Raw genomic sequence first — 24,162 nt, forward strand, 5'->3', positions numbered from 1 at the left:
CTTGCTCCGCGCTGAACCCATATCAACGGAGAGTCATGTCCATGCCATCATGGTGGAGAGGTCGGAATCCCTTCCGGCGCCGCTCCGCCCAGTGCCGCGTCGCCCTGGCAGTCGGCGTCGTGCTCACGGTTGGTCTGCTGCCGCAGTACGCGCCGTCGGCCGAAGCCGAGGGGCTCGGCCGTCCCGGTCTCCAGGACACCGGAGACCCGGTACGCGGAAAGAACGCCAAGTCCAAGCCACACCAGTCCAACCCGGCCGAAAAGGCCGAGGTGAAGCGCCCGGCCAAGACCGTATGGCCGACGCCCGGCACCGACGAGATACACATCGGCACCCAGCCGGCCAAGGCCAACGGACTACCCCTGCGGGTACGGAAGCCGAAGATGGACGCCCAGGCCGGCAGGAGGGCCGGCGCCACCCGGGCAGAGCCCGCAGCCGAGTCGGTCAAGGTCGAGGTCGTCAGCCGCAAAAGAGCCACGGCCGCGGGCATCGACGGCGTGCTGCTCAAGGTCGCCCGCACTGACGACGGCACGAAGAGCGGCGCGGCTCACCTGCAGCTGGACTACTCCGGCTTCGCCGGCGCCTACGGCGGCAACTACGGCTCCCGGCTCCGCTTCGTGGAGTACCCCGAGTGCCTGCTCACCACGCCGGAAGAGGCCAAGTGCCACACCCCGCGTGAACTGCCGAGCAACAACAACCCAGCCGCACGCACGCTGGCCGCGGACGTTCCCGTAGCACCCGCTGCCCGGGGGCCCCGCACCCAGCTCAAGGCTGCGGCCACCACCGCCCCCGGCACCCACACGCTGCTCGCGGCCACCGCGGGGCCGAGTTCGGGCCAGGGTTCGTACGGGGCGAGTCCGCTCTCCCCGTCCGCCGAGTGGAGCGTGTCCAACTCCTCCGGCGCGTTCAACTGGAGCTACCCGCTGCGCACCCCGCCGGTCCCCGGCGGCCTCGCTCCGTCCGTCTCCTTCGGCTACAACTCGCAGTCCGTCGACGGCGAGACCGCGGCCACCAACAACCAGGGGTCGTGGATCGGCCAGGGCTTCGGCTATGAGCCCGGCTTCATCGAGCGCCGCTACAAAAGCTGCGCCGACGACGGCCATGCCGACACCAATGGCGACCAGTGCTGGGCGTACGACAACGCCACGATCCAGATCGCCGGCGGCCCCTCGGGCCGGCTGGTCAAGGACGACAAGACCGGCGAGTGGCGCGTCGAGTCCGATGACAACTCCAAGGTCGAGCACCTCACCGGAGGCGCCAACGAGGACGACAACGGTGAGCACTGGCGGATCACCACCTCCGACGGCACCGAGTACTCCTTCGGTCTCGACCGCCTGCCCGGTTGGTCCGCGGGCAAAGAGGAAACCGACTCCACCTGGACGGTTCCGGTCTACGGCGACGACGAGGGAGAGCCCTGCTACAAGGCGGCCTTCGTCGACGCCTACTGCAATCAGGCGTGGCGCTGGAACCTCGACTACGTCAAGGACACCCACGGCAACGTGATGTCGTTCTTCTACGGCCGGGAGACCAACTACTACACCCAGGGCCTGAAGACCACCGAGAACGGCAAGGCATACACCCGCGGCGGCTACCTCCAGCGCATCGACTACGGCCAGCGTGACGGCAAGGTCTACACCGCCCCGGCGGCCGGCCGCGTCAAGTTCACCACCGACGAACGCTGCATCGGCCCGGCCGCCGACTGCGAGCCGGGCGATCTCACCGACACCACCGCCACACACTGGCCGGACGTGCCGTGGGACCAGAACTGCAAGGCCGACACCAAGTGCGAGGGGCAGAACTCTCCGACGTTCTGGACCCGCAAGAAGCTGAGCGAGGTCACCACACAGATCCGCTCCGGCGCCGGCTACAGCGATGTCGAGTCCTGGAAGTTCACCCACCTCTTCACCGACAACGGCGATGGCTCCAAGTCGCTGTGGCTGAACAACATCGACCACACCGGGCGCGTCGGCTCCTCCACCGCCGCCATGCCCTCCGTCGAACTCCTCGGTCAGCAGCTGCCCAACCGCATCGACAAGGCCGGCGACAACATCCAGGCGATGAACCGCTTCCGGCTCTCCGCCGTCGACAACGACACCGGCGGCCAGCTGGACATCGTCTACGCCCCGGCCGACTGCTCGGCGGACAGCCTCCCGGGCGCCGACTCCTCCACCAAGCGCTGCTACCCGGTCAAGTGGAATCCGCCGGGTGTCACCGACCCCCTCACCGACTGGTTCCACAAGTACGTCGTCGACCGCGTCGTCCAAACCGACCTCACCGGCGGCGCGCCGGACATGGTCAACACGTACGACTACCGCGGAGACGCGGGCTGGAAGACCCCGAAGCCCGACGGCATATCGGACGAAAAGTACCGTACGCGCAGTGACTGGCGTGGCTACGAGAAGGTCCAGGTCACCAACTCCGAGGGCACGGTCAGCCCGTCCAACACACGCAGCGAGCATGTCTTCCTACGCGGTATGGGCGGCACCGTCACCGACTCCGAAGGCGTCGCTCACATCGACTCCGACGAGCTGTCCGGCTTCGAACTGGAGACGACCACCTACAACGGCGGTTACAGCGCCGACAAGGTGGTCACCAAGAGCATCAGCACCCCGTGGACGCGCGCGACGGCAACCCGGACGAAGAGTTGGGGCACCACCAAGGCGTGGTACGTCCGCCCCGAAACCACGGTGACCTTCACCGCCCTGTCCAGCGGCGGCTGGCAGAAGCTCAAGAGCACCACCCGCTACGACCAGGCCAACGGCCGGGTCAACGAGGTGGACGACTACGGATCGGCCGACGACGCCTCCGACAACCAGTGCACCCGTACCGGCTACGCCGACAACACAGCGCAGCACATGCTCGAACTCGTCGCCCGCGTCGAGAAGGTCGCTGCCTCCTGCGACGCCCCCGTTGACCGGAAGACCCAGGTCATCTCCGACGACCGCACCTTCTACGACGGCAAGGGCGTGGGCGAGGCACCCACCAAGGGCGACACGACCAAGGTCCAGAAGCTCGCCTCCCACGACGGCACCGCCGCCGCGTACCGGACCGTCACCGAGACCCTGCCGACGGACTTCGACATCTACGGCCGCTTCACCAAAGTGACCGACGCGGCCGGCAACGTCACCAGCACCGCCTACACCGAGACCGACGGCCTGACGACGAAGAAGTCCGAGACCAACGCGCTGGGGTGGGGTACCACCACCGAGTACAACCCGGCGTGGGGTGCGCCGTCCGCGCAGATCGACATGAACGGCAAGCGCACCGACCTCGGGTACGACGCGCTCGGGCGCCTCACCTCGGTGTGGATGCCGGACCGCCCGAAAGCGTCGTTCACACCATCGATCAAATACAGCTACCTGGTCCGCAAGACCGCCCCGGTGGCCGTGAAGACGCAGAAGGTCCAGAACGACGGCGGCTACGGTACCGAGTACGCGCTGTACGACGGCTTCCTGCGGCCGCGTCAGGAGCAGACCGAGGGCCCTGGCGGCGGCCGTATGGTCGCCGACACCTTCTACAACGGTTTCGGCAGCATCGCCAGGACCTACACCGACTACTACACCAGCGGCACTCCCGGCGATCAGCTGTTCAACGCCGTCAACGGTGACGTCGACGCCCAGAACCTCACCGAGTACGACGGCGCAGGCCGCAAGACCGCCGATGTCTTCCGGGTCGCCGGCGAGGAGAAGTGGCGCACCACATACGCGTACGGCGGCGACCGGGTACACGTCGACCCGCCGGCCGGCCAGGCCCCGACGACCACCATCACCGACGCGCGGGGGCGCACCACCGACATCCGGCGCTACAGGGGCGACAAGCCGCTGCCCGGCGGCACATCGGCCGACTACGAAGCCATTCAGTACACCTACGACCCGGCCGGCCGACTGAAAACGGTCAAGGACCAGGCGGACAACACCTGGTCCTACGCCTACGACCAACTCGGCCGGAAGAAGCAGGCCGACGACCCGGACACCGGCAGGACCACCTACACCTACGACAGCCTGGACCGGCTGACCGCCACCACGGACGCACGCGGCAAGACGACGTCGACGAAGTACGACGCCATCGGCCGCACCCTGTCCACCTGGGAGGGGGAGCCGGACACCGGCACCAAACTGACGGTCACCACCTACGACAAACTCGCCAAGGGCGAGCTGTACGGGACGTACCGCTACGCCGGGGGCGCCGTTCAGTCCAGCACGGTCGTCGCCGAGCTGGACGAGATGTACCAGCCGACCAAAACGCGCTACACGCTGGCGGGCACAGCCGCTCCGGAACTCAACGGAACGTACGAATACACGACGCAGTACAACCGTGACGGATCGGTGCAGTCCCTCGGCATGCCCGCTGCGGGCGGCCTGCCGGCCGAAACGGTCTCCTACGTCTACGACGAGCTGCAACGGCCGACCCAACTGAAGACCTCGCTGGGTAGCACCTACGTCAACGCGGCCCGCTACTCCCCGATCAGTCAGCTCCAGCAGCTGGAGCTGACCACAGGTGGTGCGACCGACAAGAAGACCTGGCTGACGTACGAGTACGAGCGTGGCACCGACCTGCTCACCCGCTCGCGCGTCGACCGGGAGGGCGCCTCGGCCGTCGCCTACGACGCCCGCTACGCCTACGACCGGTCGGGCAACGTCACCTCCATTGCGGACACCCCGACGGGGGGCGAGGCCGACGTCCAGTGCTTCACCCACGACTGGCAGCGGCGGTTGACGGACGCGTGGTCCACGACAAACGCGTCCGACGGCGCGGTGGGTTCGGGCAACGGCAACGCGGCATGCGCGACTGCCCCCTCGACGAGCACCATCGGCGGCCCGGCCCCGTACTGGCACGAGTTCGCCTACGACGCGTCCGGCAACCGCAAGAAGCAGGTCATCCACGGCGTCGGAGGCGAGGGCGACACCACCCGCACCTACTCCTACGGCGACGAGGACCAGGACGGCACCCCCGGCGAAGCCGGAGACGGGGGACCCCACAACCTCACCAAGGTCGTCCAGGACGTCGCGGCCAGTGGCTCGGACCCCGCGGTTCACTCCCAGGACACGTTCACCTACGACGCGGCCGGCAACACCGACAAACGCGTCCTCAACGGTGACACCCAGAACCTGGACTGGAACGCCGAAGGCAAGCTGACCAAGTCCGCCGAGGGAACGAAGGAATCCAGCTTCGGCTACGACGCCAGTGGTCAGCGGGTGCTGCGCAAGGAACCCGACGCCACCACGTTCTACCTGCCAGGCATGGAGCTGCGCCTGGACACGGCCGGCAAGGCCGTCACCGGGGCGCGTTACTACGTCTTCGGCGACAGCACGGTGGCATTGCGCACCAAGAACGGCGTCGAGTTCCTCTCGGCCGACCACCACGGGACGGCCGAGATCGCGGTGAACGCGGCGACGGGCGAGACGACCCGCCGCCGGATGGACCCCTTCGGCGCTGAGCGCGGCGAGGAGTCCAAACCATGGGTCGATGACAAGGGCTTCCTCGGGAAGTCGGTCGACAAGTCGACGGGCCTCACCCACATCGGCGCCCGTGAATACGAGCCGGAGAACGGCCGCTTCGTATCGGCGGACCCGGTCATCGACTTCACCGACCCGCAACAGATAAATGGCTACGCCTACGCCAACAACAGCCCGGTCTCCTTCACCGACCCGAGCGGTGAGTTCCTGTTCGGCTGGCTCTTGGGCATCGCCATGGTCGTCGCTGGTGCGCCCCTTCTCCTCATGAGCGCCATCACCTCCATGGGCCACAAGAACACACCCGAGCAGTCCCACGCTGCCGCGGCGCAGCGCCGGGCGGAGCGGGAACGGACAAAGGCCAACGCGGCCAAGAAGCGAGCGATCTCGGCGGCGAAGGAACTCGCGAAGATCGCGGCGGACGAACTGGGCATCACCGACGCACTGGACTGCTTCACCACCGGCAGCCTCGGTGCCTGCGGCTCGACGGTCCTCAACATCGCCACGAGCTTCGTCGGCGGCCTCGTCGGCAAGTTCGCCACGAAGTACGCGCTGCCCTGGAAGTGGGCAAAGGCCGTTGCGCTGGGCAAGCGCGTATGGGGTCTGCTCAAGAAGATCAAGAACGGCTTCACCTCGTGGCTGGAGACCGGCAAGCGGGCCGACAAGCTGGAGGCGGCGGCGGAAAAGGCCGCCGACGCGGCGGCGCCATGCGCGACCTCCAACAGCTTCGCCCCGAAAACCAAGGTGTTGATGGCCGACGGCTCCACAAAGGAGATCGAGGACGTCAAGATCGGCGACAAGGTCGTCGCCACGGACCCCGAGACCGGCAAGGCCAAGTCCCAGAGGGTCACAGCCGAAATCACGGGCAAGGGGACCAAGCACCTCGTCACGGTCACCGTCGACACCGACGGCAAGAAGGGCGACAAGAAGGCGTCGGTCACCGCGACGGACGGACACCCCTTCTGGATCCCCGAGATCGGAAAGTGGCTCGATGCCACCGACCTTCACCCCGGCCAGTGGCTGCGCACCAACACCGGCACACACGTCCAGATCACCGCGGTCAAACGCTGGACCAAGCAGGCCACGGTCCGAAACCTGACCATCGCCGACTTGCACACGTACTATGTGCTGGCGGGGGCTGCGCCGGTACTGGTTCACAATATAAATACGCCGACCGGCTGCGGTCCGAATGGTGAGCCGATTTACGACATCCCGGCCGGATCGAGCGGGGGTCCCGGAGCGGGGAAGAGAATTCCTGCCGATATGCTCGGTGAATACAATATCGGAGTTAACGCAGACCCGAGTCTGCCTACGCCGTTGTGCTCGTACTGCAGAGCGAACCCTGCACAAGCAGTGGATCATGTTGAGCCGCGTATTCGTGGTGGCGATCTAACCGACGCGAATACGACGCCTGTATGCAGGCACTGCAATAGTTCGAAGAGGGATCACGGGGCTCCCTTGAATCCACCGGCCAGTTACACTGGTCCGTGGCCGCCGCGTCATTGGCCACCTCACATCACGAGATAGTCGCATCTTTGAAACTTGGATCTGCCCGGCGCTGGTTGGCGTGCCGGGCAGATCCAAGTTCGTCCTAGAGGGGTAGTTCATGGATTCACAAGTTAGCTTCATCGTTCATGATGAACCTGCCAACAGGCCTGATCCTGCCCATATCGCGATGGTCGATCTGGCGCCTTTCGGGTTTCGCGGTCAGATGGAGCAAATTTGGCTGCGCCCTCTAGGCGGTGAACTTTACGAGGTCTGCTGCTTGCCGTTCAGGGTTTATGGGTTGGCGCTGGGTGATATTGTTTCGCTTGACGCGGATGCCAGGTGCATCAATGGAGTCGTGCGGTCTAGTGGAAACCGTCTGTTTAGAATCTTCTTTCCTCCTTCAGTCCCTGCGGGTATATTTCATGCGGCGAAAGAGAACGTGAGTACCGCCATTCGCGACGCTGGCCTGAAGGTGGAGTGGAGTGGTGATCGGCATGTGGCAATAGATGTCCCATTGGGTGGATCTGTAGCTCCGGTATGGGAAGTGGTTCGAGAACTTGAAGGCGTCGCGGTGTGGGAGTGGTCTGATGTGGAAAGATTTCGCGCCGGGTGAGCCCTAAGGGGGCCATTCTCGTGTGGAGCGCACAGATTGATCCCAATACGAAGAGTGAAGAAGACTCCCTCCGAGTTGCTGTGGCGGAGGGGGTCTTTGATGTTCTGACGGTAACGCCGGCGGATGGTGGCTGTGTTGGGCAAGTCGTCGGGGTTGTCGTTGCCAGTGTTCAGTGCGTTGTTGAGGGTGTCGATGGCTTGGCGTTGGAGACGGAGTCGTACATGGGCGCAGATCTCCGAGGTGACGCCAGTACGGGCGTTGCCCCAGAGCTTTTTGATGATGACGAGGTTGACGCCCTGTCCAGGGGAGGGTGGCGGTCGAGTGTCGGAATTCGTGGCAGCGGATATCGAGTAGCTCGCCCCGCTGGAGGAGTTGACCGATGTGGCGGGTGAGGGCGGGCCGGGCGGACGGCCTGTCGGGGTGGCGAAGGCGAGCCCGATGTCTGGCCAGGCTTTCCCGGTCACTCGACGTTCTCCTCGTTGCGCTCCCATTACTTCAGGCCGCTCGCACTGCAAGCGGGGGTCAACTGTCCCAGTCGATGAGGGCGCATAAGCGGAACGAACACCCACGAAGGGGTTGGCCGCAGCTCGTCGCGATTTCTTTGGCCGCTACGCTCGGTCGGACCGGAACAGCCGCAGGGAGGGCAGCCACCGCCAGACGCGTAAGCGAACAACGACTCCCGTGGAAGGGTGTCCCATTCGGGTTCCCATTTCGGGCTATCGCCTGATTCATTGCCCCTCTCCCGCCGGTGGGTCTACTCGGCGCCGGTTTCCGTACGCGGCGCCGACGGAGATTGAGCCCCACCGCGACGGTGTGCGAGTGTCTCCCGGGTCCGGCCCGCCACGCGCTGACTCCTATACTTGGACGCTTTCCTGCGCCCCATCCGCCACCAACTGCCCATCCCCGTCCCAAGGAACAGGCCGACGATGACGAACGACGCGGACCAAAAGGCTTCCCGGAGAAGGGAACTGAAGCCGATCGGCGCTGCCGTGACGGCGGCGGCGGTTGCGGCTTCGTTGCTGGCCGGCTGTTCGTCCGGAGGCAAGGAGGAGCAGCCGGACCGTACACCGTCGGCGCCCTCCCATAGCGAGAGCCGGCCACCCTCCAGCGCACCCCCCACCAAGGGGACCGAACCCCCCGCGCCGGAGCCCAACGCCTTCGCGCCGTACGTGGATACCTCGCTCAAGCCTTCTTATGACCTCCTGCGGAGCGCGCGGGAGACCGGCGTGAAGGAGTACAACCTGGCCTTCGTCTCACCCGGAGGCGGTTGCACGCCCAAGTGGGGCGGCCGGCAGGAGCTGAGTGCCAACCCGGTGGCGCGCCAGGCGAATGCGCTGCGCGCCAAGGGCGGCGATGTGCGGATCTCCTTCGGCGGACAGAGCGGTCACGAACTGGCCCGGGTCTGCGGCTCGGTGGACGAGCTGGTGCGCGCGTACACCACGGTTATCGACGCCTACGACCTGAAGAAGGTCGACTTCGACATCGAGGGCCCTGCCCTGACGGACAAGAAGGCCAACACCCTCCGCGCACAGGCGATCGCACGGCTGCAGAAGCAGCACCCGGACCTGGATGTGTCCTTCACTCTCCCGGTGCTCCCCTCCGGCCTGAATCGCCATGCCGTCGCGGTACTGGAGAGCGCGAAGAAGGGCGGTGCCCGCGTCTCCGCCGTGAACATCATGGCCATGGACTACGGCAGCTACTACGACGGTGACATGGGCGAATACGCCATCTCGGCAGCTACCGCCACGCAGAAGCAGATCAAGAAGTCGCTCGGCATCCGTAGCGACGCCGCAGCCTGGAAGGCTGTCGCCGTCACCCCGATGATCGGCGTGAACGACGTCGAGGTCGAGGTCTTCACCCCTGCCGACGCCGTCGAGCTCAAGAGGTTCGCCGACAAGAAGGGCCTCGGTCGGCTGTCGATGTGGTCGGCCACCCGGGACAAGCCGTGCCAGGGAGGCGCCAACTCGAAGGCGATGGCGACCTGTTCGAGTACAGAAGGAAAGACCAACGCGTTCATGCGGGCATTCACCGGCTGAGGGACGACGACGCCTCACCGTCGGTGGCCACGGGCGGCACGAGGCCCTGGTGGCCGCGCCGTCGGAGGGCGTGAGGGGAGGAGCCCAGTCCGATTGCTCTGGCGGGGCCTTCTCGCCTCGCGGCGGGCGGTGAGCAGTGGCCGGTGGGGGATCCGTTGTCTTCTCCGGCTCTCCGCTTGCGAGTGTGCCCAGCAGGGACGGGCCTATCTGGCTCCGGGGGCTCCGGGGAGTCCTTCCATCCCGGCTCGCGGCCGCGTGGGACTGGGGGAGGGGCGCCTCGCTGTCGGACACGTGCTGCGACTGGCCAATCTGGCCGACCTGGAAACCGTGTGGTCGGCCGGGCCGTCCAGCGAGCCCCGGGGTCAGGGCCTGCGCCCCGCGCCCTCGCCCCGCGTGCCCCGCTTCGTCCGTCTGCTGCCGCGTATCCTCGCACTGAGCACGCTGAGCGAAGGACGGTGCACGTGGCGGGCAGCAGCAAGCAGCATGGCGAGGGGGCCGGCGGCGGGAGCACCACCCCCGGGGCCGGGCGTACCTCGCTCAGCGCCTGCGCGCGCGACGCCGTACGGCAGCGGATCGTCGACCGGCGCTATCCCCAGGGCGCCCGCCTCGTGGAGCGGGAGGTCGCGGAGGAGCTGCGGATGTCTCGCGTACCGGTACGCGAGGCGTTGCGCGCACTCGTGGCCGAGGGCCTGCTGGAGCTGCTGCCGCACAGCGGCGTGCGCGTACGCCGGCTTGAGCGCGTCGATGTGCAGCACCTGTACGAGGTGTGGGAGCCCCTGGCCGTGCAGGCCTCGCGGCTCGCTGCCCGCCGTGTGGCAGGGGCGGGAGCGGGCGAGTCGTCTCTGCTCTCCGCTCTGCGGGCCTCCCTCGACAGGGCGGAGCAGGCGGCCGCCGATGGCGAGGGGGCGAGTGAGGTGGCCGCCCATACCGCGTTCCACGAGGACATCGTGACGCTGAGCGGCAACCCGCTGCTCGCCCGCACGATGGAGCAATTGGCCTGGCAGCTCCAGTTGCTGTTCGGCCTGCGTGAGGAGCCGGAGCACATGCGGGCGCAGCACGCGTTGATGTTCCGGCACATCGCCGCGGGCGACGAGGAGTCCGCGGCCGCGAGCACGCTGCTGCACGTACGCGACAGCCGTTCGGTGGCCCTGCGCTCCCTCTTCGGCGCCGGCTGAGCCCGGACCTCTTCGTCTTTGTATACCAGGAGCCTGTATGGGGGCTCGCGGCTTTCCGTGGCGCCAGTTCAGCTGCCCTCGATGAAGGGTGTTATTGCAGCCTCTAGCAGGGCAAATAGCATGTACTGTGCGTGAGCGGAACCGCGTCTTCCCAGCCACCCATTCCCCCTGGTATACAAAGTGCTCCCATATTCGCCGTCCGCGATCAAGGAGCCCACCGATGTGCGTTGAGCCTGCCCCGCCACCCCCGAGCCACCTGACCCGGCGCGGCGTTCTCGCGGGCGCCGCCGCCATGGCCGGCACGTCGGCGCTGCTGACCGCTTCCGCTCCCGGTGCCGCCGCCACCGGCCGCGGCCTCGGGAGCAGGCGCGGCGGTGACCTGGTCGTCGAGGGCGGCACGCTGATCGACCCGGCCACCGGCGAGGTCACCGAGGACGCGGTCGTCGTCATCACCGGCGGCCGCGTGCGCGTCGCCGGTTCCAGGGCCCGCGCCGCCGCACAGATCCCCGACGGCGCCCCCGTGCTTCGGGCCGACGGCAAGTGGATTCTGCCGGGACTCGTGGACGCGCACATTCACCTCAACACGGCGGCCGAGGCGCGCGACGCGGTCCGCAAGGGCGCGACGAGCGCCCGCAGCGGATCGACCAACTTCTACCAGGACATCGCCGTACGGGAGTTGGCCCAACAGGCGCCGGAGCAGGCGCCGCGGCTGCGGGCCGCGGGCATCTTCGTCACGCCGGACCTGGGCGACACGATCCTCGCCGATCCGGATCTGGCCCCGCTCGCCCGGTTGCGGAACGGAGTCCGCTCGAAGGAAGCCCTGCGCCGAGTGGTCGACGTCAACCTCGCGCGCGGCGCCGACGTCATCAAGACCCGGGTGAACGAGCGCGCCGGGCTGCCCGAGCAGGATCCGCTCACCCAGGTCTACGACCACGACCAGCTGTCCGCGATCGTCGCGGCCGCGCGGCACGGCGGCAAGGGCGTGCTCTGCCACAGCTACAGCGAGAAGGGCTGCCACGACGCGGTCACGGCGGGTATCCGCTCCCTGGAACACGGGGTGTTCGTCGGTGAGCGCACCCTGCACGAAATGCGCCGCAGGGGAACGTACTTCACCCCCACGCTCACCGCGATCGCCGGACTCGTCGATTCCCCGGATCCGATTCTGGCGGAACGCGGACGCAGCTACCTGCCGGTCCTCAAGCGGGCGGTGCGCGCCGCGCACGAACTGGGTGTCCCGCTCGCCGCGGGCACCGACTCCTCCGGCGGAACGGTCGAACCCATCGGCGGCGAGGTCGAGTTGATGCACTCCGCCGGGCTCTCCGCGCTGGAGGCGATCCGTACGGCGACGACCGGAGCGGCGAAGCTGCTGGGGCTGGAAGGGGCGGTGGGGCGCCTGGAGCGGGGCTTCGCGGGCGACGTACTCATCGTGGACCGCGATCCGCTCGCCGACCTCGGCGTCCTCAAGAAGCCCTCTCACGTGGTCCGTTCAGGTCTCGTCGTGTAGGCCGCCGGGTCACCGATCGCCTCGTCAGCCCCTCTCTTCCCCCGCCAACCGAAGGAGCCAACCGATGCGCGCCGAGTCGTCACAGTCCCTCACCGGCAGCCTCTCCCGTCGGGGCGTGCTCGCCGGAGCCGCCGCCCTCGCGGGAACCATGGCCGCGGCCACTCCTGAGACCGCTGCGGCCCAGAGCTCCGGATCGAAGCCGGACGCCGCCGCGAGGATCACCGAGCACGCGGGCCACCACCCGAACGCCACGGTCTTCAGGAACGTCCGCCCTTACGGCGTCGGCACCCCGGTCGATCTGACCGTCGTCGACGGCGTCGTCACGGACCGCCCGGCACCGAAGGGCGCCAAGGTCGTCGACTGCAAGGGCCGGATCGCCCTGCCCACGCTGGTGAACGCACATGTGCACCCTGACAAGACGTCATGGGGCGAGCCGTGGGTCACGCGCAACCCCGCGCACACCATCGCCGAGTACGCGGCCGAGGACGTGAAGCTCTACCACGCATTGCGTACACCCCTGAAGGACCGCGCCCAACGCCTCATGGCGCACGCCGTCACCCAGGGCACGCGGGCGATGCGTGCACACGCCGATGTGGCGCCCGCCTTCGACCTGGAGGGCGTCGAAGGGATCGCGGCCGCCGGCAAGGAGCTGCGGCATGCCCTGGACGTGCAGGTCGTGGCGTTCCCTCAGCACGGCGTCATCCGCACGCCCGGCACGAGGGAACTCCTGGAGGAGGCAGCGCGCACGGGGATCATCGACCAGGTCGGCGGTATCGACCCGATCGAATTCGATGAGGCGCTCGACGACCAGCTCGACGTGGTCTTCGGCATCGCCGACCGGCACGGTGTGGGCGTCGACATCCACCTCCACGAGCGAGCCGGGACCGGTGTGAAGTCGCTCCGCGCGATCATCGACCGCACCCGCGCGCTGTCGCTCCAGGGCAAGGTCACCGTCAGCCATGTCTTCTGCCTGCCGGGCCTGAAGGGCCGTGAACTCGACGACATGGCCGTAGATCTGGCGGAGGCGGGCATCTCCCTGACGACGGTGGCGCCCTCCTCCGACCTGGTCCTGCCCATCGACCGACTGCGTGAGCACGGGGTCCACGTCAGCCTCGGCACCGACGGCGTACGCGACGCATGGAGCCCCTTCGGCAACGCCGACATGCTGCACCGCTCCCACCTGCTGGCCTGGGTCCAGGACGTCCGCCTGGACGAGGAACTGGAGGCCGCCTTCCGCGCGGGCGCCGACGGCGGCGCCCAGCTCCTCGGCCTGCCCCGCGCCGACCTGAAGCCCGGCTCGCCCGCCGACTTCCTTCTCGTACGTGGCGAGTGCCTGCCCCAGATCGTCGTGGACCTCCCCACGCGGGAGATGGTGGTGCGCGGTGGACGCGTGGTCGCGAGGGACGGCGAACTGGTTAAGAACTGACGGTGGGCGTCCGCCGACGGTGGTTGTCCGCCGCCGGTCGAGGACTTCGCCGATGACCGTCGAGGCTCCAGCGGCCCGCCACCGTCGGGCGGGCCGTATACCGACCGTGGGTCGGCTTTTGGTGCGGCTGTCGGCGGCGGGCACGTGCGCCCAGGACTGCGGACGGCCGGCCGCGGCGGCGCCCCACCGGTCCACCGCAGCGACGGCCGCTTCGGCTCTGCCCGGTCCGACCCGTCACGGCCGCCCCGGCCCGCCTCCGCCGGGGGCCACTGGCTCTACCGGGGGCCACTGGCCAGGCGTCCGGGCGCTTCCGTGTGAGGAGGGCTTCCCGCCCTCCTCACACGGACGGGGCTTCGTCCCAGGACCGCCGCGCCGCGCCCCTTCGAGCGCCCGCTGCCTGTGCTCTCCGAGGCGCCCGTTGATCGACTGGTGAGGCCCGGCACCCAGGCATAACGTGGGTGAAATGACCGGTCCGGTTCCCCGGAGCGGAAAGGCAACTCCATGACGAGTCACACGCCGACCCCCGAACCGACAGCAGGCTCCGGGCAACGGCGGGGTGGAGGCAGTGGGATTGCCCTCCTCGTCATTTGCTCGTGCCAGCTGATGGTGGTCCTCGACATCACCATCGTGAATATCGCGCTACCGAACATCCAAGAGGCGCTCGGCTTCTCGACCGAGAGCCTCTCGTGGGTGATCAATGCCTACACCCTCACCTTCGGCGGGCTGCTCTTGCTCGGTGGCAGGCTGGGTGACATCCTCGGCCGCCGCAGAGTGTTCATCGCCGGCATCCTGCTGTTCGTCGTCGCCTCGCTGCTCGGCGGACTGGCGCAGGAATCCTGGCAGTTGCTCGCCGCACGTTCGCTGCAGGGCATCGGCGGTGCCGTCGCCTCCCCGACCGCACTCGCCCTCATCACCACCACCTTCCGCGAAGGCCCGGAACGCAACCGGGCCTTCGGGGTGTTCGCCGCCGTCTCGGCCGGCGGTGGCGCGATCGGACTGCTCCTCGGCGGCATGCTCGTCGAATGGCTGGACTGGCGGTGGGTGCTGTTCGTCAATGTGCCGATCGGCCTGGTCATCGCGCTCGCCGCGCCGCGCTTCATCCGTGAGTCCGAGCGTCATCCCGGTCATTTCGACGTCCTCGGCGCACTCACCTCCACCGCAGGGATGGTCGCGCTCGTCTACGGCTTCATCCGGGCCTCGGAGGACGGCTGGAGCGACCCGCTGACCATCGGCGCCTTCGGTGCGGCGGTCGTGCTGCTCGCTGTGTTCCTCGCCATCGAGCGCCGTTCGCGGCAGCCCATCACACCACTGCCGATGTTCCGCGACCGTAACCGGGCGGGCGCCTTCGGGATGATGCTCAGCCTGGCCGCCGCCCTCTTCGGCATGTTCTTCTTCCTGACCCTGTTCGTCCAGAACGTGCTCCGCTTCAGCCCGTTGCAGGCCGGTCTGGCCTTCCTTCCGATCAGCGCCGTCATCGCGGTGGGGGCGGGGATCGCCTCCCAACTGCTGCCGAAGTACGGCCCCAAGCCGTTCATGGTGGCCGGCGCGCTGCTCGCGGCGGGCGGGCTGTCCTGGCTGACGCTGACGGATGTGCACAGTACGTATCTCGGGAGCCTGATCGGGCCGATGCTGGTGTTCGGCTTCGGTATGGGATTCCAGTTCGTGTCCCTGACGCTGATGGCCGTCTCGGGAGTGGCCTCGCACGAGTCGGGGGCGGCTTCCGGGATTTTGAACGCCACCCAACAGGTGGGCGGTTCGCTTGGGTTGTCCATCCTGGTCACGACCTTCGGCACGGCGAGCCGCAACGAGGCCACCGACCAGATTCCGGCCTTCCTGTCGCAGGCGACGCCCGCCGAACAACTACAGTTCCGGCAGACCGGCCAGCTCCCACCTCCCTGGGGCGACGAGGTGCTGGCTTCCGGGGTCTCCAGTGCCTTCCTCGTCGCCGCCGCGTTCGCGGTCGTCGCGGCGCTGATCGCCCTGCTGGTCATCCAGGTACGCGCGTCCGACCTGCAACGTCTCCAGGGCAGCGGGCCCGACTCGGCACCGTCGCCGGCCGCGTCGGGCGAAGACACGTCCTGACCTCGCCGGCACGCGGACCGTAGCCACCCCGGTCATGCCCCTGGGGGGCGTCCGTCGTCCGTCGTCCGCCCCTACGCCCTCTCGACCGCCCGCGCGGCAGCCGGCGCCCACCACCGGCGGCCGGGCATTCGAAACAGCCGGTTCACCCGGGAAGTACGCCGCGGAAACACGCGCTTCCTAACGTCCGGCCGTGAGCGACGCAGCACGTCGCAGTTCCCACGGCACCACAGGAGGCGCGGCATGACCCAGGCTGATGCGAAACCGGCCGTCGCGGCAGAGCCCGCTCATGGGCAGGCGGCATCGGAGACCCTGGAGGACTACACCCTCCGGTTCGCGCCCCGCAGTTACCGCCGTTGGACACCGATGGTGGTGGCGACCACCGCGCTGGGCGGCATCGCCTACATGGCCGACTTCTCCATAGGCGCGGGCATCGGCCTCACCCACGGCACCGGGAACGCGCTTGCCGCGATCCTCGTCGCGGCCGTCGTCATCTTCGTCACCGGCTTCCCGCTCGCCTACTACGCGGCGCGGTACAACATCGACCTGGACCTGATCACCCGCGGCTCCGGCTTCGGGTACTACGGCTCCGTGCTCACCAGCGTCATCTTCGCCAGCTTCACCTTCATCTTCTTCGCACTCGAAGGCTCGATCATGGCGCAGGGGCTGAAGCTGGGCCTCGGGTTGCCGCTGTGGCTGGGTTATCTGGTCTCCACCGTGATGGTGATCCCGCTGGTCATCTACGGGATGAAGGCGCTCAGCAAACTCCAGGTCTGGACGACCCCGGTCTGGCTGCTGCTGATGGCGGGCCCGCTGATCTATCTGGTCGCCACCGACCCGGGATCGGTGGACCGTTTCGTGTCGTACGCGGGCTCCGACGGCGGCGGTGGCGTCAACACCGCTTCGGTGCTGCTGGGCGCGGGCGTCTGCCTGTCACTGATCGCGCAGATCGGTGAGCAGATCGACTATCTGCGGTTCATGCCGCCCAAGACCGAGGCGAACAAGCGCAGTTGGTGGACGGCCGTGGTGATGGCGGGCCCCGGGTGGGTGGTGCTGGGTGCGCTGAAGCAGGCCATCGGGCTCTTCCTGGCCGTCTATGTCCTCGCCGAGGTGGGCCCGGCCGCGGCCACCGAGCCCATCCAGCAGTTCACCGGCGCCTTCGACGCGATGCTGCCCTCTTGGCTGGTGGTACCGCTGGCCGTGGTCCTGGTCGTGATCAGCCAGATCAAGATCAACGTGACGAACGCCTACTCCGGTTCGCTGGCATGGACCAACTCCTTCACCCGGGTCACCAAGCGCTACCCCGGCCGGATGGTCTTCGTCCTGGCCAACCTGGCGTTCGCCCTGGTCCTGATGGAGGCGGACATGTTCAGCTTCCTCAACGCCATCCTGGGCTTCTACTCCAACTGCGCCATCGCCTGGGTCGTCACCGTCGCCACCGACATCATCGTCAACAAGTACCTGCTGAAGCTGTCCCCGCACGCTCCCGAGTTCCGCCGGGGCATGCTCCATCCGGTCAACCCCGTGGGCGTGGTGGCCTTCGTCGCCGCCTCCGGGCTGTCGATCGCGATGTACTTCCGTGTCCTGGGCGACACCCTCCAGCCGTACTCGCCGGTCGCGGCGGCCCTGATCGCCTTCCTCCTCACGCCGCTGATGGCGCTGGCAACCAAGGGCCGCTACTACCTGCGGCGCACCGATGACGGAATCGACGAACCGCTGCTGGACGCGGACGGCAACCCCAGCGCGACCACCTCCACCTGCCACGTCTGCCGGCAGGACTTCGAGCGCCCGGACCTCGCCGCCTGCCGGACCCACGACGCGGTGGTCTGCTCGCTGTGCCTGAGCACCGACCGGGTCGGCGACCATGTACTGCCCGCCGCCCACTAGCCGGCTGCCCGCCCGTCACCGCCCGCTCCGGTAACACCGCAGCGAGACGGGGCGGGACGGGGACGCGCAGGTCGACATCGAAGCCGAGCCGGCGGCCCCGGCTCGGCTTCAGCCGCGGGAAGTCTCCGCAGCGAGACGTGCCCGCTCCTCCGCGTCCGCGTCGAAGCCGACGGGTTCCCAGCGCTTGACCAGCAGCGCGATCAGACCGAGGACGGGCGCAAGGAGAATGACCCAGTACAGGTCCGTGCCGAGGGTGCTGCTGAGGATGGGGAAGAAGAACAGGGTCAGCGTCGAACCGAGCCGCAGCACGGCCTGGTTGAAGCCGATGCTGACCCCGCGCATCGAGGTCGGGAAGCCCAGCGACGCGTAGCTCATGATGTGCGCGCCGGGGCCGAAGCCCTGGGCGAACATGAAGGCGCCGAGCATCATGATCCCCGCCGTCACGACAGCCGTCCCCGAAGGATCGCCGAGGAGGCCGAGCACCGCGATGGCGACGAGCTGGATCGCGAATCCCAGCGTCATCATCGGCCAGGCGCCCCGGGTCGCCGCCCAGCGGATGCCGAGCAGCCCGCCGGTCAGGGCGAAGACGAGATTCAGGGTGAAAGAGGAGGCGATCGTCGTCAGCGGGCCCTGGGTCATCAGCGTGGCGATGATGATCGGCAGCCCGAACGCGACCGCGTTGTAGCCGAAGGTCTCGGCCACGCCGACGGTCACCGACTGGATGGTGCGCGCACGGTACGGCGGCTTGAAGAGCCGCGCGTACGAGGCCAGACCGGGCCGGAGCGGGCGGGGCGCCTTCGCGGGCACGCCGTCGGCGACACGCGCGTCCACGCCGTACGACTCCCGCAGGATCCTCGCCGCGCTCTCCAGGTCGCCCTGGTCGGCGGCCCAGGTCGGGGACTCGTTCATGTAGCGACGGCGCAGCAGCAGCACGATCAGCGCGGGCACCGCGCCGAAGCCGACGGTGAACCGCCACAGCCAGCCCAGCTGGGCGTCCGGCAGGAGGAAGTACAACAGCATGATCACCAGGTAGCAGCCGCTGGTGGCGGCGTACCAGGCGGGCGACCAGGCGGCCGTCCGCGAGCCCTTGCTTCCCTTGCCCTTCAGCCGGGAGAACTCGGCGAGGAACGCGATGGCAACGGGAATGTCCATGCCGACGCCAATGCCCATCACGAAGCGGGCGAGGATCAGCGTCCACGCGTCTTGCGCCACCGCGCACACCAGCGCGGTGACGACGAAGAAGAACATGTTGGCCATGAAGACGCGGTAGCGGCCGATGCGGTCCACCAGCCAGCCGCCGACGAGCGCACCCACCAGCGAACCGACGCTGATCGAGGCGGTGACCAGCCCGGCCGCGGCGGAGCTGAGGCCGAACTGCTTCGTGATGTCGGGCAGCCCGTACGCGAGGGAGCTCAGGTCGTACGCGTCGAGGAAGATGCCGCCGAGCGCGATGATCACGATCATCTTCGCGTGCCGGCCGCGTGCCGTGCCCGAATTGACGAGATCGGAGACGTCGGCCGCCGAACGGATCAGCACCGTGCCGGACGCCGTCTCCTGCGGCGTGCTGACTGGCAGGGGGGAGGTGGAGCTCACAGGGGCCTTCCGGTGTGGTGCAGTGGTGCAGGGACGTTCCGCGGAATCGTATGCACCGTCCACGTACCGTCCGCGCGGGTGTCCGCATTCCGGTCACCTGTACGCGGGCTGCGCTCGACGGTCTGCCCGGGAATGCGGGCGAAACGCCGAGCACTTCCCAGACGGTCAGCGGTCAGCTGGCCACGGCTGTTGTCGCGGTGCCGGGGCAAGGTGCTCGGCGGTTCTGCCATCCGGGGGCGACCGCCATTGAAATCCACGTCGCGCGGGACAGCCCTGCCCCCCACCACCGCGACCAGCCCCACGCTGCGCAACCGCTCCAGGTGCTGCACCGCCGTCTTCCCTCTACCGGCCTGACCTGCGGCCCTTCGGCGTAGGCCAGCTAGACGATCAATCGATGGCCGGCGCGGTGGAGGTGCAGGCGTGCCTACCTGCCGACCGGCCGTCTGCTCGCCCGAGATGACCGTCAGCCGGCCGTCGGCGGCGTTGCAGGCTGCTGCCTTGTCGCGCCTGGCGGCCCTGCGTGGAGCCGAGCTGCCAACCGGTGGTCGGGCAGGATCCTGCGCCGTTGAGCGGGCGGGCTCGCTGCGCGGGCCTGGCCCCTACCGGACGGCGATGGGGCGCGGCCGCATCGCCCCCCTGCGGAGACGACCCCCGGACCGACGGACGCCTCGAAGCCCACCCGCTCGGGAGCCGCGCAGCCCTCGCGGTACCGGTGTCCATGGCATGGCGTTCACGAACCGGAGCCGGTCCCCGACGGCCGCTGCTGTTCGTTGGGTGGCGGGCTGGGAATCACTCGACCGGTTTACCGGGTTGATCGTGGGTGGAGCAGTGGATGCCGCCGCCACCGGAGGCGATGGTGTCGATCCGGACCGGCACGATGTCGCGCTTGGGGAAGTGCTCCTGCAGGATGCTCCGGGCGCGGCTGTCGGCCTTCCGGTCGCCGAACCGGGGCATGAACACGGAGTCGTTGGCGACGTAGAAGTTGGCGTAGGTCGACACGAAGTCATCGCCCTCACCGGTGATTTTGTTCAGGTCGGGCTGGGGCAGATCGATGACCTCGAAGGGCCGGCCCCTGGCATCGGTCGCCTTGCCGAGTGCGGCCTTCGCCTGGTCGGCCGCGCGTGACCAGGAGTCGGCGGGCGTGCCGGGGAAGGCCCGGTCCAGGAGCACCACGCCGGGCTCGGTGAAGCGAACGAGGCTGTCCACGTGCGCGTCGGTGATGTCCTCGCCGCGTACGCCGGCGAGCCAGATCACCTTCTTGATGCCCAGGGACCGCTTGAGCTCGGCCTCGATCTGATCCCGGCTCTTCCCACGGTTGCGATTGCTGTTGACGATCGAGCTCTCGGTGATGAGGAGGGTGCCCTCGCCGTCGGTCTCCAAGGCCCCTCCCTCGGCGACGAGCGGAGCCTTCTCGCGGGGGATGCCGTACTTGGACAGGAGGGTGCGGCCCACCTGGGCGTCGTTCGTGTGTTGCTGCTTGTTGCCCCACCCGTTGAAGTTGAGGTCGATGCCGACGACGTCGCCGTCCCGCTCGACGAAGACGGGCACGGTGTCGCGGGCCCAGAGGTCGTCGACGGTCAGCGGGATGACCTCGACGTCGCGCCCGCACGCCTTCTGCGCGGCCGCCTGCTGGTCGGGCCTGGCCATCATCACGACGTACTCGTACTCCGCGATGGCGCGGGCGACGCGCGCGATGTCCTCGCGCACGTAGGGGAGGTCCTCCTCCCACACCGACTCAAGGGCGGGCCACGACATGAAGGTACGCGCGTGACTTTCCCATTCGGCACCCATGCGCAACCCCTTGGCTGTCGTGTCCTCGTCAGCGGCAGTGCGGGCGGCCCCCGTCGTTTTGCTGCCCGGGTCGCACGCCGAGGCGCCCAGGACGACAGCGCCGACCCCGGCGAGTGCGCGGAGCGCTGATCGGCGGGAAGTGAGGGGAACGGACACGGCGAAACTCCAACCATCGTGACGGGGTCAAGTTATCCGTCGGCATGACGTGACGCTCGACGAGCGCTGCACGGACGGGTGTGGCACGTGAAGGGGGCGAAGCGGACAGAGCCGCTCAGCATCTCGACTCTGACACAAACTGAAAATTCAGTCAAAGTATCGAGCCCGGGCCGGACCGCGGTGCCGCTCGGTTGTCGGTCCCGGAGATCACCGGGCCGTTCCCGGCCCGGTAGGGTTCGGATCCATGGCACCTCGCACCACTCAGATCCTCGAAGCGGCCGCACGGCTGATCGCCCGTCGCGGGGTCCGCGGCCTGCGCGTCGAAGAGCTCGCCGCCGAGGCAGGTGTCTCGACGGGGCTGATCTACTACCACTTCAAGGACCGCACCGGGATCCTGCGCCATACGCTGGAGTTCATCAACGATCGCGCCGAGCGCTACACGACGGGCCGCGACTCCCGCGCCGAACCGCTCACTCCCCGCGCGGAACTGGAAGAGACCCTCCTCCTGGAACTGCAGGACACCGCTGAGGTCAGGGAGAACAGCTCGGCCTGGGGCGAGTTGAGGGCGAGTGCCGTCTTCGATGAAGTGCTGCGCGAGGACCTCGCCCGGGCGACTCTGGTGTGGGTGCAGGAGGTGGCAGCCCTACTCGGTCAGGTGCAGCCGATGGCCCCGGCGCCGGCCCTGGCCGCGGCCGGTGAGCGCCTCACGGCCCTGCTGGAAGGGCTCAGCATGCGCTGGCTCAGCGGCGGAGTGCAGCTCGACCATGCGCGTGACCTGGTGCGCGGCGCCATCGACGCCGAACTGGCGCTGCTGCGGGGGAAGTAGCCCCGGGCGCCTCCGGGTGCCGCTCTACCGCTGCCTCCCTTGTCGGTGCGAGACTCCCGACCTATGGATCACGCCTTCTCGCGGACGGGCCTGTTTCTGGGCGATCGCATGACTGAAAATTCAGTCAGTGCCACGATGATTTCGCTGCCCGCTGCCCGCTGCCCGCTGCCCGCTGCCCGCTGCCCGCTGCCCGCTGCCCGCTGCCCTGCCGGACTCTGTCGCCGGCAATCGGCTCGTCGCGGTGCAGAACCTGACCTGCTGCACCGAACCGGGGGCTGGAGGCGGAGCGGATGAACGCGGCGACCGTGGGGACGCGGGCGCGCTGCGGGTCCCTGACTGCCGTACGCAGGGGCCGGTGAGGCTCAGCCGGGGGCCGCAGGTCTCCGAGGCGCTGTCAGGCTGTGCGAGTCGACGTGATCCGAAGTGCCGTATAGGGAAGCCGACTTCGGCGGTGTGGGGAGAGGCGTTGGGGTGGACTCTCGGGGGCAGGGGCCAATGCGCTGCGCGCTCTGCGGTGAAGGGGCTCAGGGAGAGTGCCGGCCACCTCGGGCTCCGCAGGGGTTTCAGGCTCTTCGTCCGCGCCCCGTCGGCGGGATCGGTATGAGCAGGGGGCCCGCACGCTTGGTGCGGCGCTGCACGAGGGCGGTCTCCATGCGGCCGATGCCTGGCAGACCGCTCAGTTCGCGGGCCAGGTAGTCGTACAGGGCGCCCGTGTCGCGGCACTGGACCATGGCGAAGACCGACGCCGGACCTGTGGTGACGGCGGCGAAGGCCACCGGCGCGTGGTGGGACAACGTGTCCGCCACCGTGCCGAGCGCCGCAGGCGCCACCTCCAGCCACAGCAGCGCCTCGATGGGGGAGCCGAAGTGGGTGGGGTCCACGTCCACCTCGAAGTGCAGTACCCCCGTGGCGCGCAGCCGGGCGATGCGGCGGCGCACTGTCGAAGCCGACCACCCGGTGGTGGTTGCCAGCTGTCGCACGTCCGCCCGGCCGTCCCTGGCCAGCTCGCCCACCAGCCGAAGGTCAGCCTCGTCCCAGTCGACCGGCCCGCCGCCCTCGACCAGCCCACCCCCGTCCTCCGGCTCGCCGACAACCCCCTGCCGTACGTCCCCGTCGTCCAATGCGGCCAGTCGGCGCAGCTGGGCTTCCTCGGCCTCGACCAGGGCGCTCGTCCGGCCCGCCCAGCCTCCGACCCCGGCGACGGGCCGCAGGACGCAGCTCGCCTCCAGGTCCCGCACCCCTGGTGTACGGGCGAGGTGGTCGAAGAAGGGACGCCCACCGTCCGCACCCGTCCCTGGAGTGCGGACCATGCAGGCCAAACGGTTTCCACCGGCGAGCACGGCGACCCACGAGGTGTCATCCCGATGGGCGAGGACGGCGATCAGCGCGTCCACCGCGTCGGGGGCGCAGTCGACCCGGACGAACCAGTCGAGCATGCCGATACGCGAGCTGTCGACGAGCCCCACGACCCGGACGACCATGGCGGACCGCAGCCGGTGGTAGCGGCGCGCCACGGTCCGCTCCGGCACCCCGAGCACGGCGGCGATCCTGCTGAACGGCACCCGTCCGTCCAACTGAAGCGCGTGGACCAGGCGGCGGTCCAACGCGTCGAGCATGACGGATTGCGTCACCTCGCCCCCTCCGGACTGCGGATCGCGTCGTTCCCGGCGAATGTACAACGCCCATCGCGGCGCCCGGCGGGACGCTTTCCGCACCACTCAAAGACACCGGAGCGAGGTAGACCATGTTGACCGTTCTTCCCATCAGGTATGTGGCCGACGTAGAGGCGTCGCGGAACTTCTACGCCGGCCTGGGGCTCGACGTGCGGCAGGAGCCGGGCGCGGCCGTCTGGGTCCGGCTGACCGCCGCAGCGGGCGCCGTCGGCATCCACGACGCGGCAGTGTCGAAGGGCCGCCCGCCGGGCACCGCCGAACTGGGCTTCACGACGGACGAGCCACTGGAGGCGGTCGCCCTGCGGCTCGAACGCACCGGCTACGCCTACGAACTCGTCGACGAGGACTTCGGCCGCAGCCTCCGAGTCACCGACCCGGACGGCGTCATCGTCCAGATCCAGCAGATCGACCCGGAGACCGTCGGCAGGTCGGCCGCCGCGGTGGCCGGCGAGTCCGGCTGAGACG

The 24,162-nt window shown here is 68.7% G+C and carries 13 protein-coding genes; 10 read left to right on the forward strand and 3 right to left on the reverse strand.

Features of this window, described 5'->3' with window-relative positions:
* Positions 1-119 precede the first annotated feature (119 nt).
* The 8 genes from QOM21_RS33335 to QOM21_RS33370 all read left to right on the forward strand — a co-directional run bounded on the left by QOM21_RS33335 (position 120) and on the right by QOM21_RS33370 (position 17,658).
* Complete coding sequence (locus QOM21_RS33335) at positions 120-6,977, forward strand: RHS repeat-associated core domain-containing protein (RefSeq protein ID WP_407554728.1); 6,858 nt, start codon at positions 120-122, stop codon at positions 6,975-6,977.
* Between the two features lie 79 nt (positions 6,978-7,056).
* Positions 7,057-7,551, forward strand: a complete 495-nt coding sequence (locus tag QOM21_RS33340) for a DUF4265 domain-containing protein (protein ID WP_407554729.1) — start codon at positions 7,057-7,059, stop codon at positions 7,549-7,551.
* 1,226 nt (positions 7,552-8,777) lie between these two features.
* Positions 8,778-9,587 carry a chitinase gene (locus QOM21_RS33345; protein ID WP_407554730.1) on the forward strand — a complete coding sequence of 270 codons (810 nt, stop codon included), beginning with the start codon at positions 8,778-8,780 and terminating at the stop codon, positions 9,585-9,587.
* A 461-nt stretch (positions 9,588-10,048) separates the two neighbouring features.
* Positions 10,049-10,762 carry a GntR family transcriptional regulator gene (locus QOM21_RS33350; protein ID WP_407554731.1) on the forward strand — a complete coding sequence of 238 codons (714 nt, stop codon included), beginning with the start codon at positions 10,049-10,051 and terminating at the stop codon, positions 10,760-10,762.
* 220 nt (positions 10,763-10,982) lie between these two features.
* Complete coding sequence (locus tag QOM21_RS33355; RefSeq protein WP_407554732.1) at positions 10,983-12,266, forward strand: amidohydrolase family protein; 1,284 nt, start codon at positions 10,983-10,985, stop codon at positions 12,264-12,266.
* Between the two features lie 64 nt (positions 12,267-12,330).
* Positions 12,331-13,692, forward strand: coding sequence for an amidohydrolase family protein (locus QOM21_RS33360; RefSeq protein ID WP_407554733.1), 1,362 nt, complete (start codon positions 12,331-12,333; stop codon positions 13,690-13,692).
* Positions 13,693-14,193: 501 nt separating this feature from the next.
* On the forward strand, positions 14,194-15,774 hold the full coding sequence (locus tag QOM21_RS33365) for an MFS transporter (protein ID WP_407554734.1): 1,581 nt from the start codon (positions 14,194-14,196) through the stop codon (positions 15,772-15,774).
* Positions 15,775-16,014: 240 nt separating this feature from the next.
* Complete coding sequence (locus QOM21_RS33370) at positions 16,015-17,658, forward strand: purine-cytosine permease family protein (protein ID WP_407554735.1); 1,644 nt, start codon at positions 16,015-16,017, stop codon at positions 17,656-17,658.
* 108 nt (positions 17,659-17,766) lie between these two features.
* Here QOM21_RS33370 and QOM21_RS33375 read toward each other — a convergent pair whose 3' ends face one another.
* Complete coding sequence (locus QOM21_RS33375) at positions 17,767-19,251, reverse strand: MFS transporter (protein WP_407554736.1); 1,485 nt, start codon at positions 19,249-19,251, stop codon at positions 17,767-17,769.
* A gap of 789 nt (positions 19,252-20,040) precedes the next feature.
* On the reverse strand, positions 20,041-21,042 hold the full coding sequence (locus QOM21_RS33380; protein ID WP_407554737.1) for an agmatine deiminase family protein: 1,002 nt from the start codon (positions 21,040-21,042) through the stop codon (positions 20,041-20,043).
* A 400-nt stretch (positions 21,043-21,442) separates the two neighbouring features.
* Here QOM21_RS33380 and QOM21_RS33385 point away from each other — a divergent pair, with 400 nt between their 5' ends.
* Positions 21,443-22,024, forward strand: coding sequence for a TetR/AcrR family transcriptional regulator (locus QOM21_RS33385; RefSeq protein ID WP_407554738.1), 582 nt, complete (start codon positions 21,443-21,445; stop codon positions 22,022-22,024).
* Between the two features lie 563 nt (positions 22,025-22,587).
* Here the strand turns inward: QOM21_RS33385 and QOM21_RS33390 are convergent.
* On the reverse strand, positions 22,588-23,655 hold the full coding sequence (locus QOM21_RS33390; protein ID WP_407554739.1) for an Lrp/AsnC family transcriptional regulator: 1,068 nt from the start codon (positions 23,653-23,655) through the stop codon (positions 22,588-22,590).
* Between the two features lie 113 nt (positions 23,656-23,768).
* Between QOM21_RS33390 and QOM21_RS33395 the strand changes: the two genes are divergently transcribed.
* Positions 23,769-24,158, forward strand: a complete 390-nt coding sequence (locus QOM21_RS33395; RefSeq protein ID WP_407554740.1) for a VOC family protein — start codon at positions 23,769-23,771, stop codon at positions 24,156-24,158.
* Positions 24,159-24,162: the final 4 nt, after the last annotated feature.

The organism is Streptomyces sp. Pv4-95 (assembly GCF_045782725.1).
In the GTDB taxonomy this organism is placed as follows: Bacteria; Actinomycetota; Actinomycetes; order Streptomycetales; family Streptomycetaceae; genus Streptomyces.

What these genes read in the sequence shown, in the direction of transcription:
- QOM21_RS33340 (WP_407554729.1), top strand. Translation starts at nt 7,057, where the DNA reads ATGGATTCACAAGTTAGCTTCATCGTTCATGATGAACCTGCCAACAGG.
- QOM21_RS33355 (WP_407554732.1), top strand. Translation starts at nt 10,983, where the DNA reads ATGTGCGTTGAGCCTGCCCCGCCACCCCCGAGCCACCTGACCCGGCGC.
- QOM21_RS33360 (WP_407554733.1), top strand. Translation starts at nt 12,331, where the DNA reads ATGCGCGCCGAGTCGTCACAGTCCCTCACCGGCAGCCTCTCCCGTCGG.
- QOM21_RS33365 (WP_407554734.1), top strand. Translation starts at nt 14,194, where the DNA reads ATGACGAGTCACACGCCGACCCCCGAACCGACAGCAGGCTCCGGGCAA.
- QOM21_RS33370 (WP_407554735.1), top strand. Translation starts at nt 16,015, where the DNA reads ATGACCCAGGCTGATGCGAAACCGGCCGTCGCGGCAGAGCCCGCTCAT.
- QOM21_RS33380 (WP_407554737.1), bottom strand. Translation starts at nt 21,042, where the DNA reads ATGGGTGCCGAATGGGAAAGTCACGCGCGTACCTTCATGTCGTGGCCC.
- QOM21_RS33385 (WP_407554738.1), top strand. Translation starts at nt 21,443, where the DNA reads ATGGCACCTCGCACCACTCAGATCCTCGAAGCGGCCGCACGGCTGATC.
- QOM21_RS33395 (WP_407554740.1), top strand. Translation starts at nt 23,769, where the DNA reads ATGTTGACCGTTCTTCCCATCAGGTATGTGGCCGACGTAGAGGCGTCG.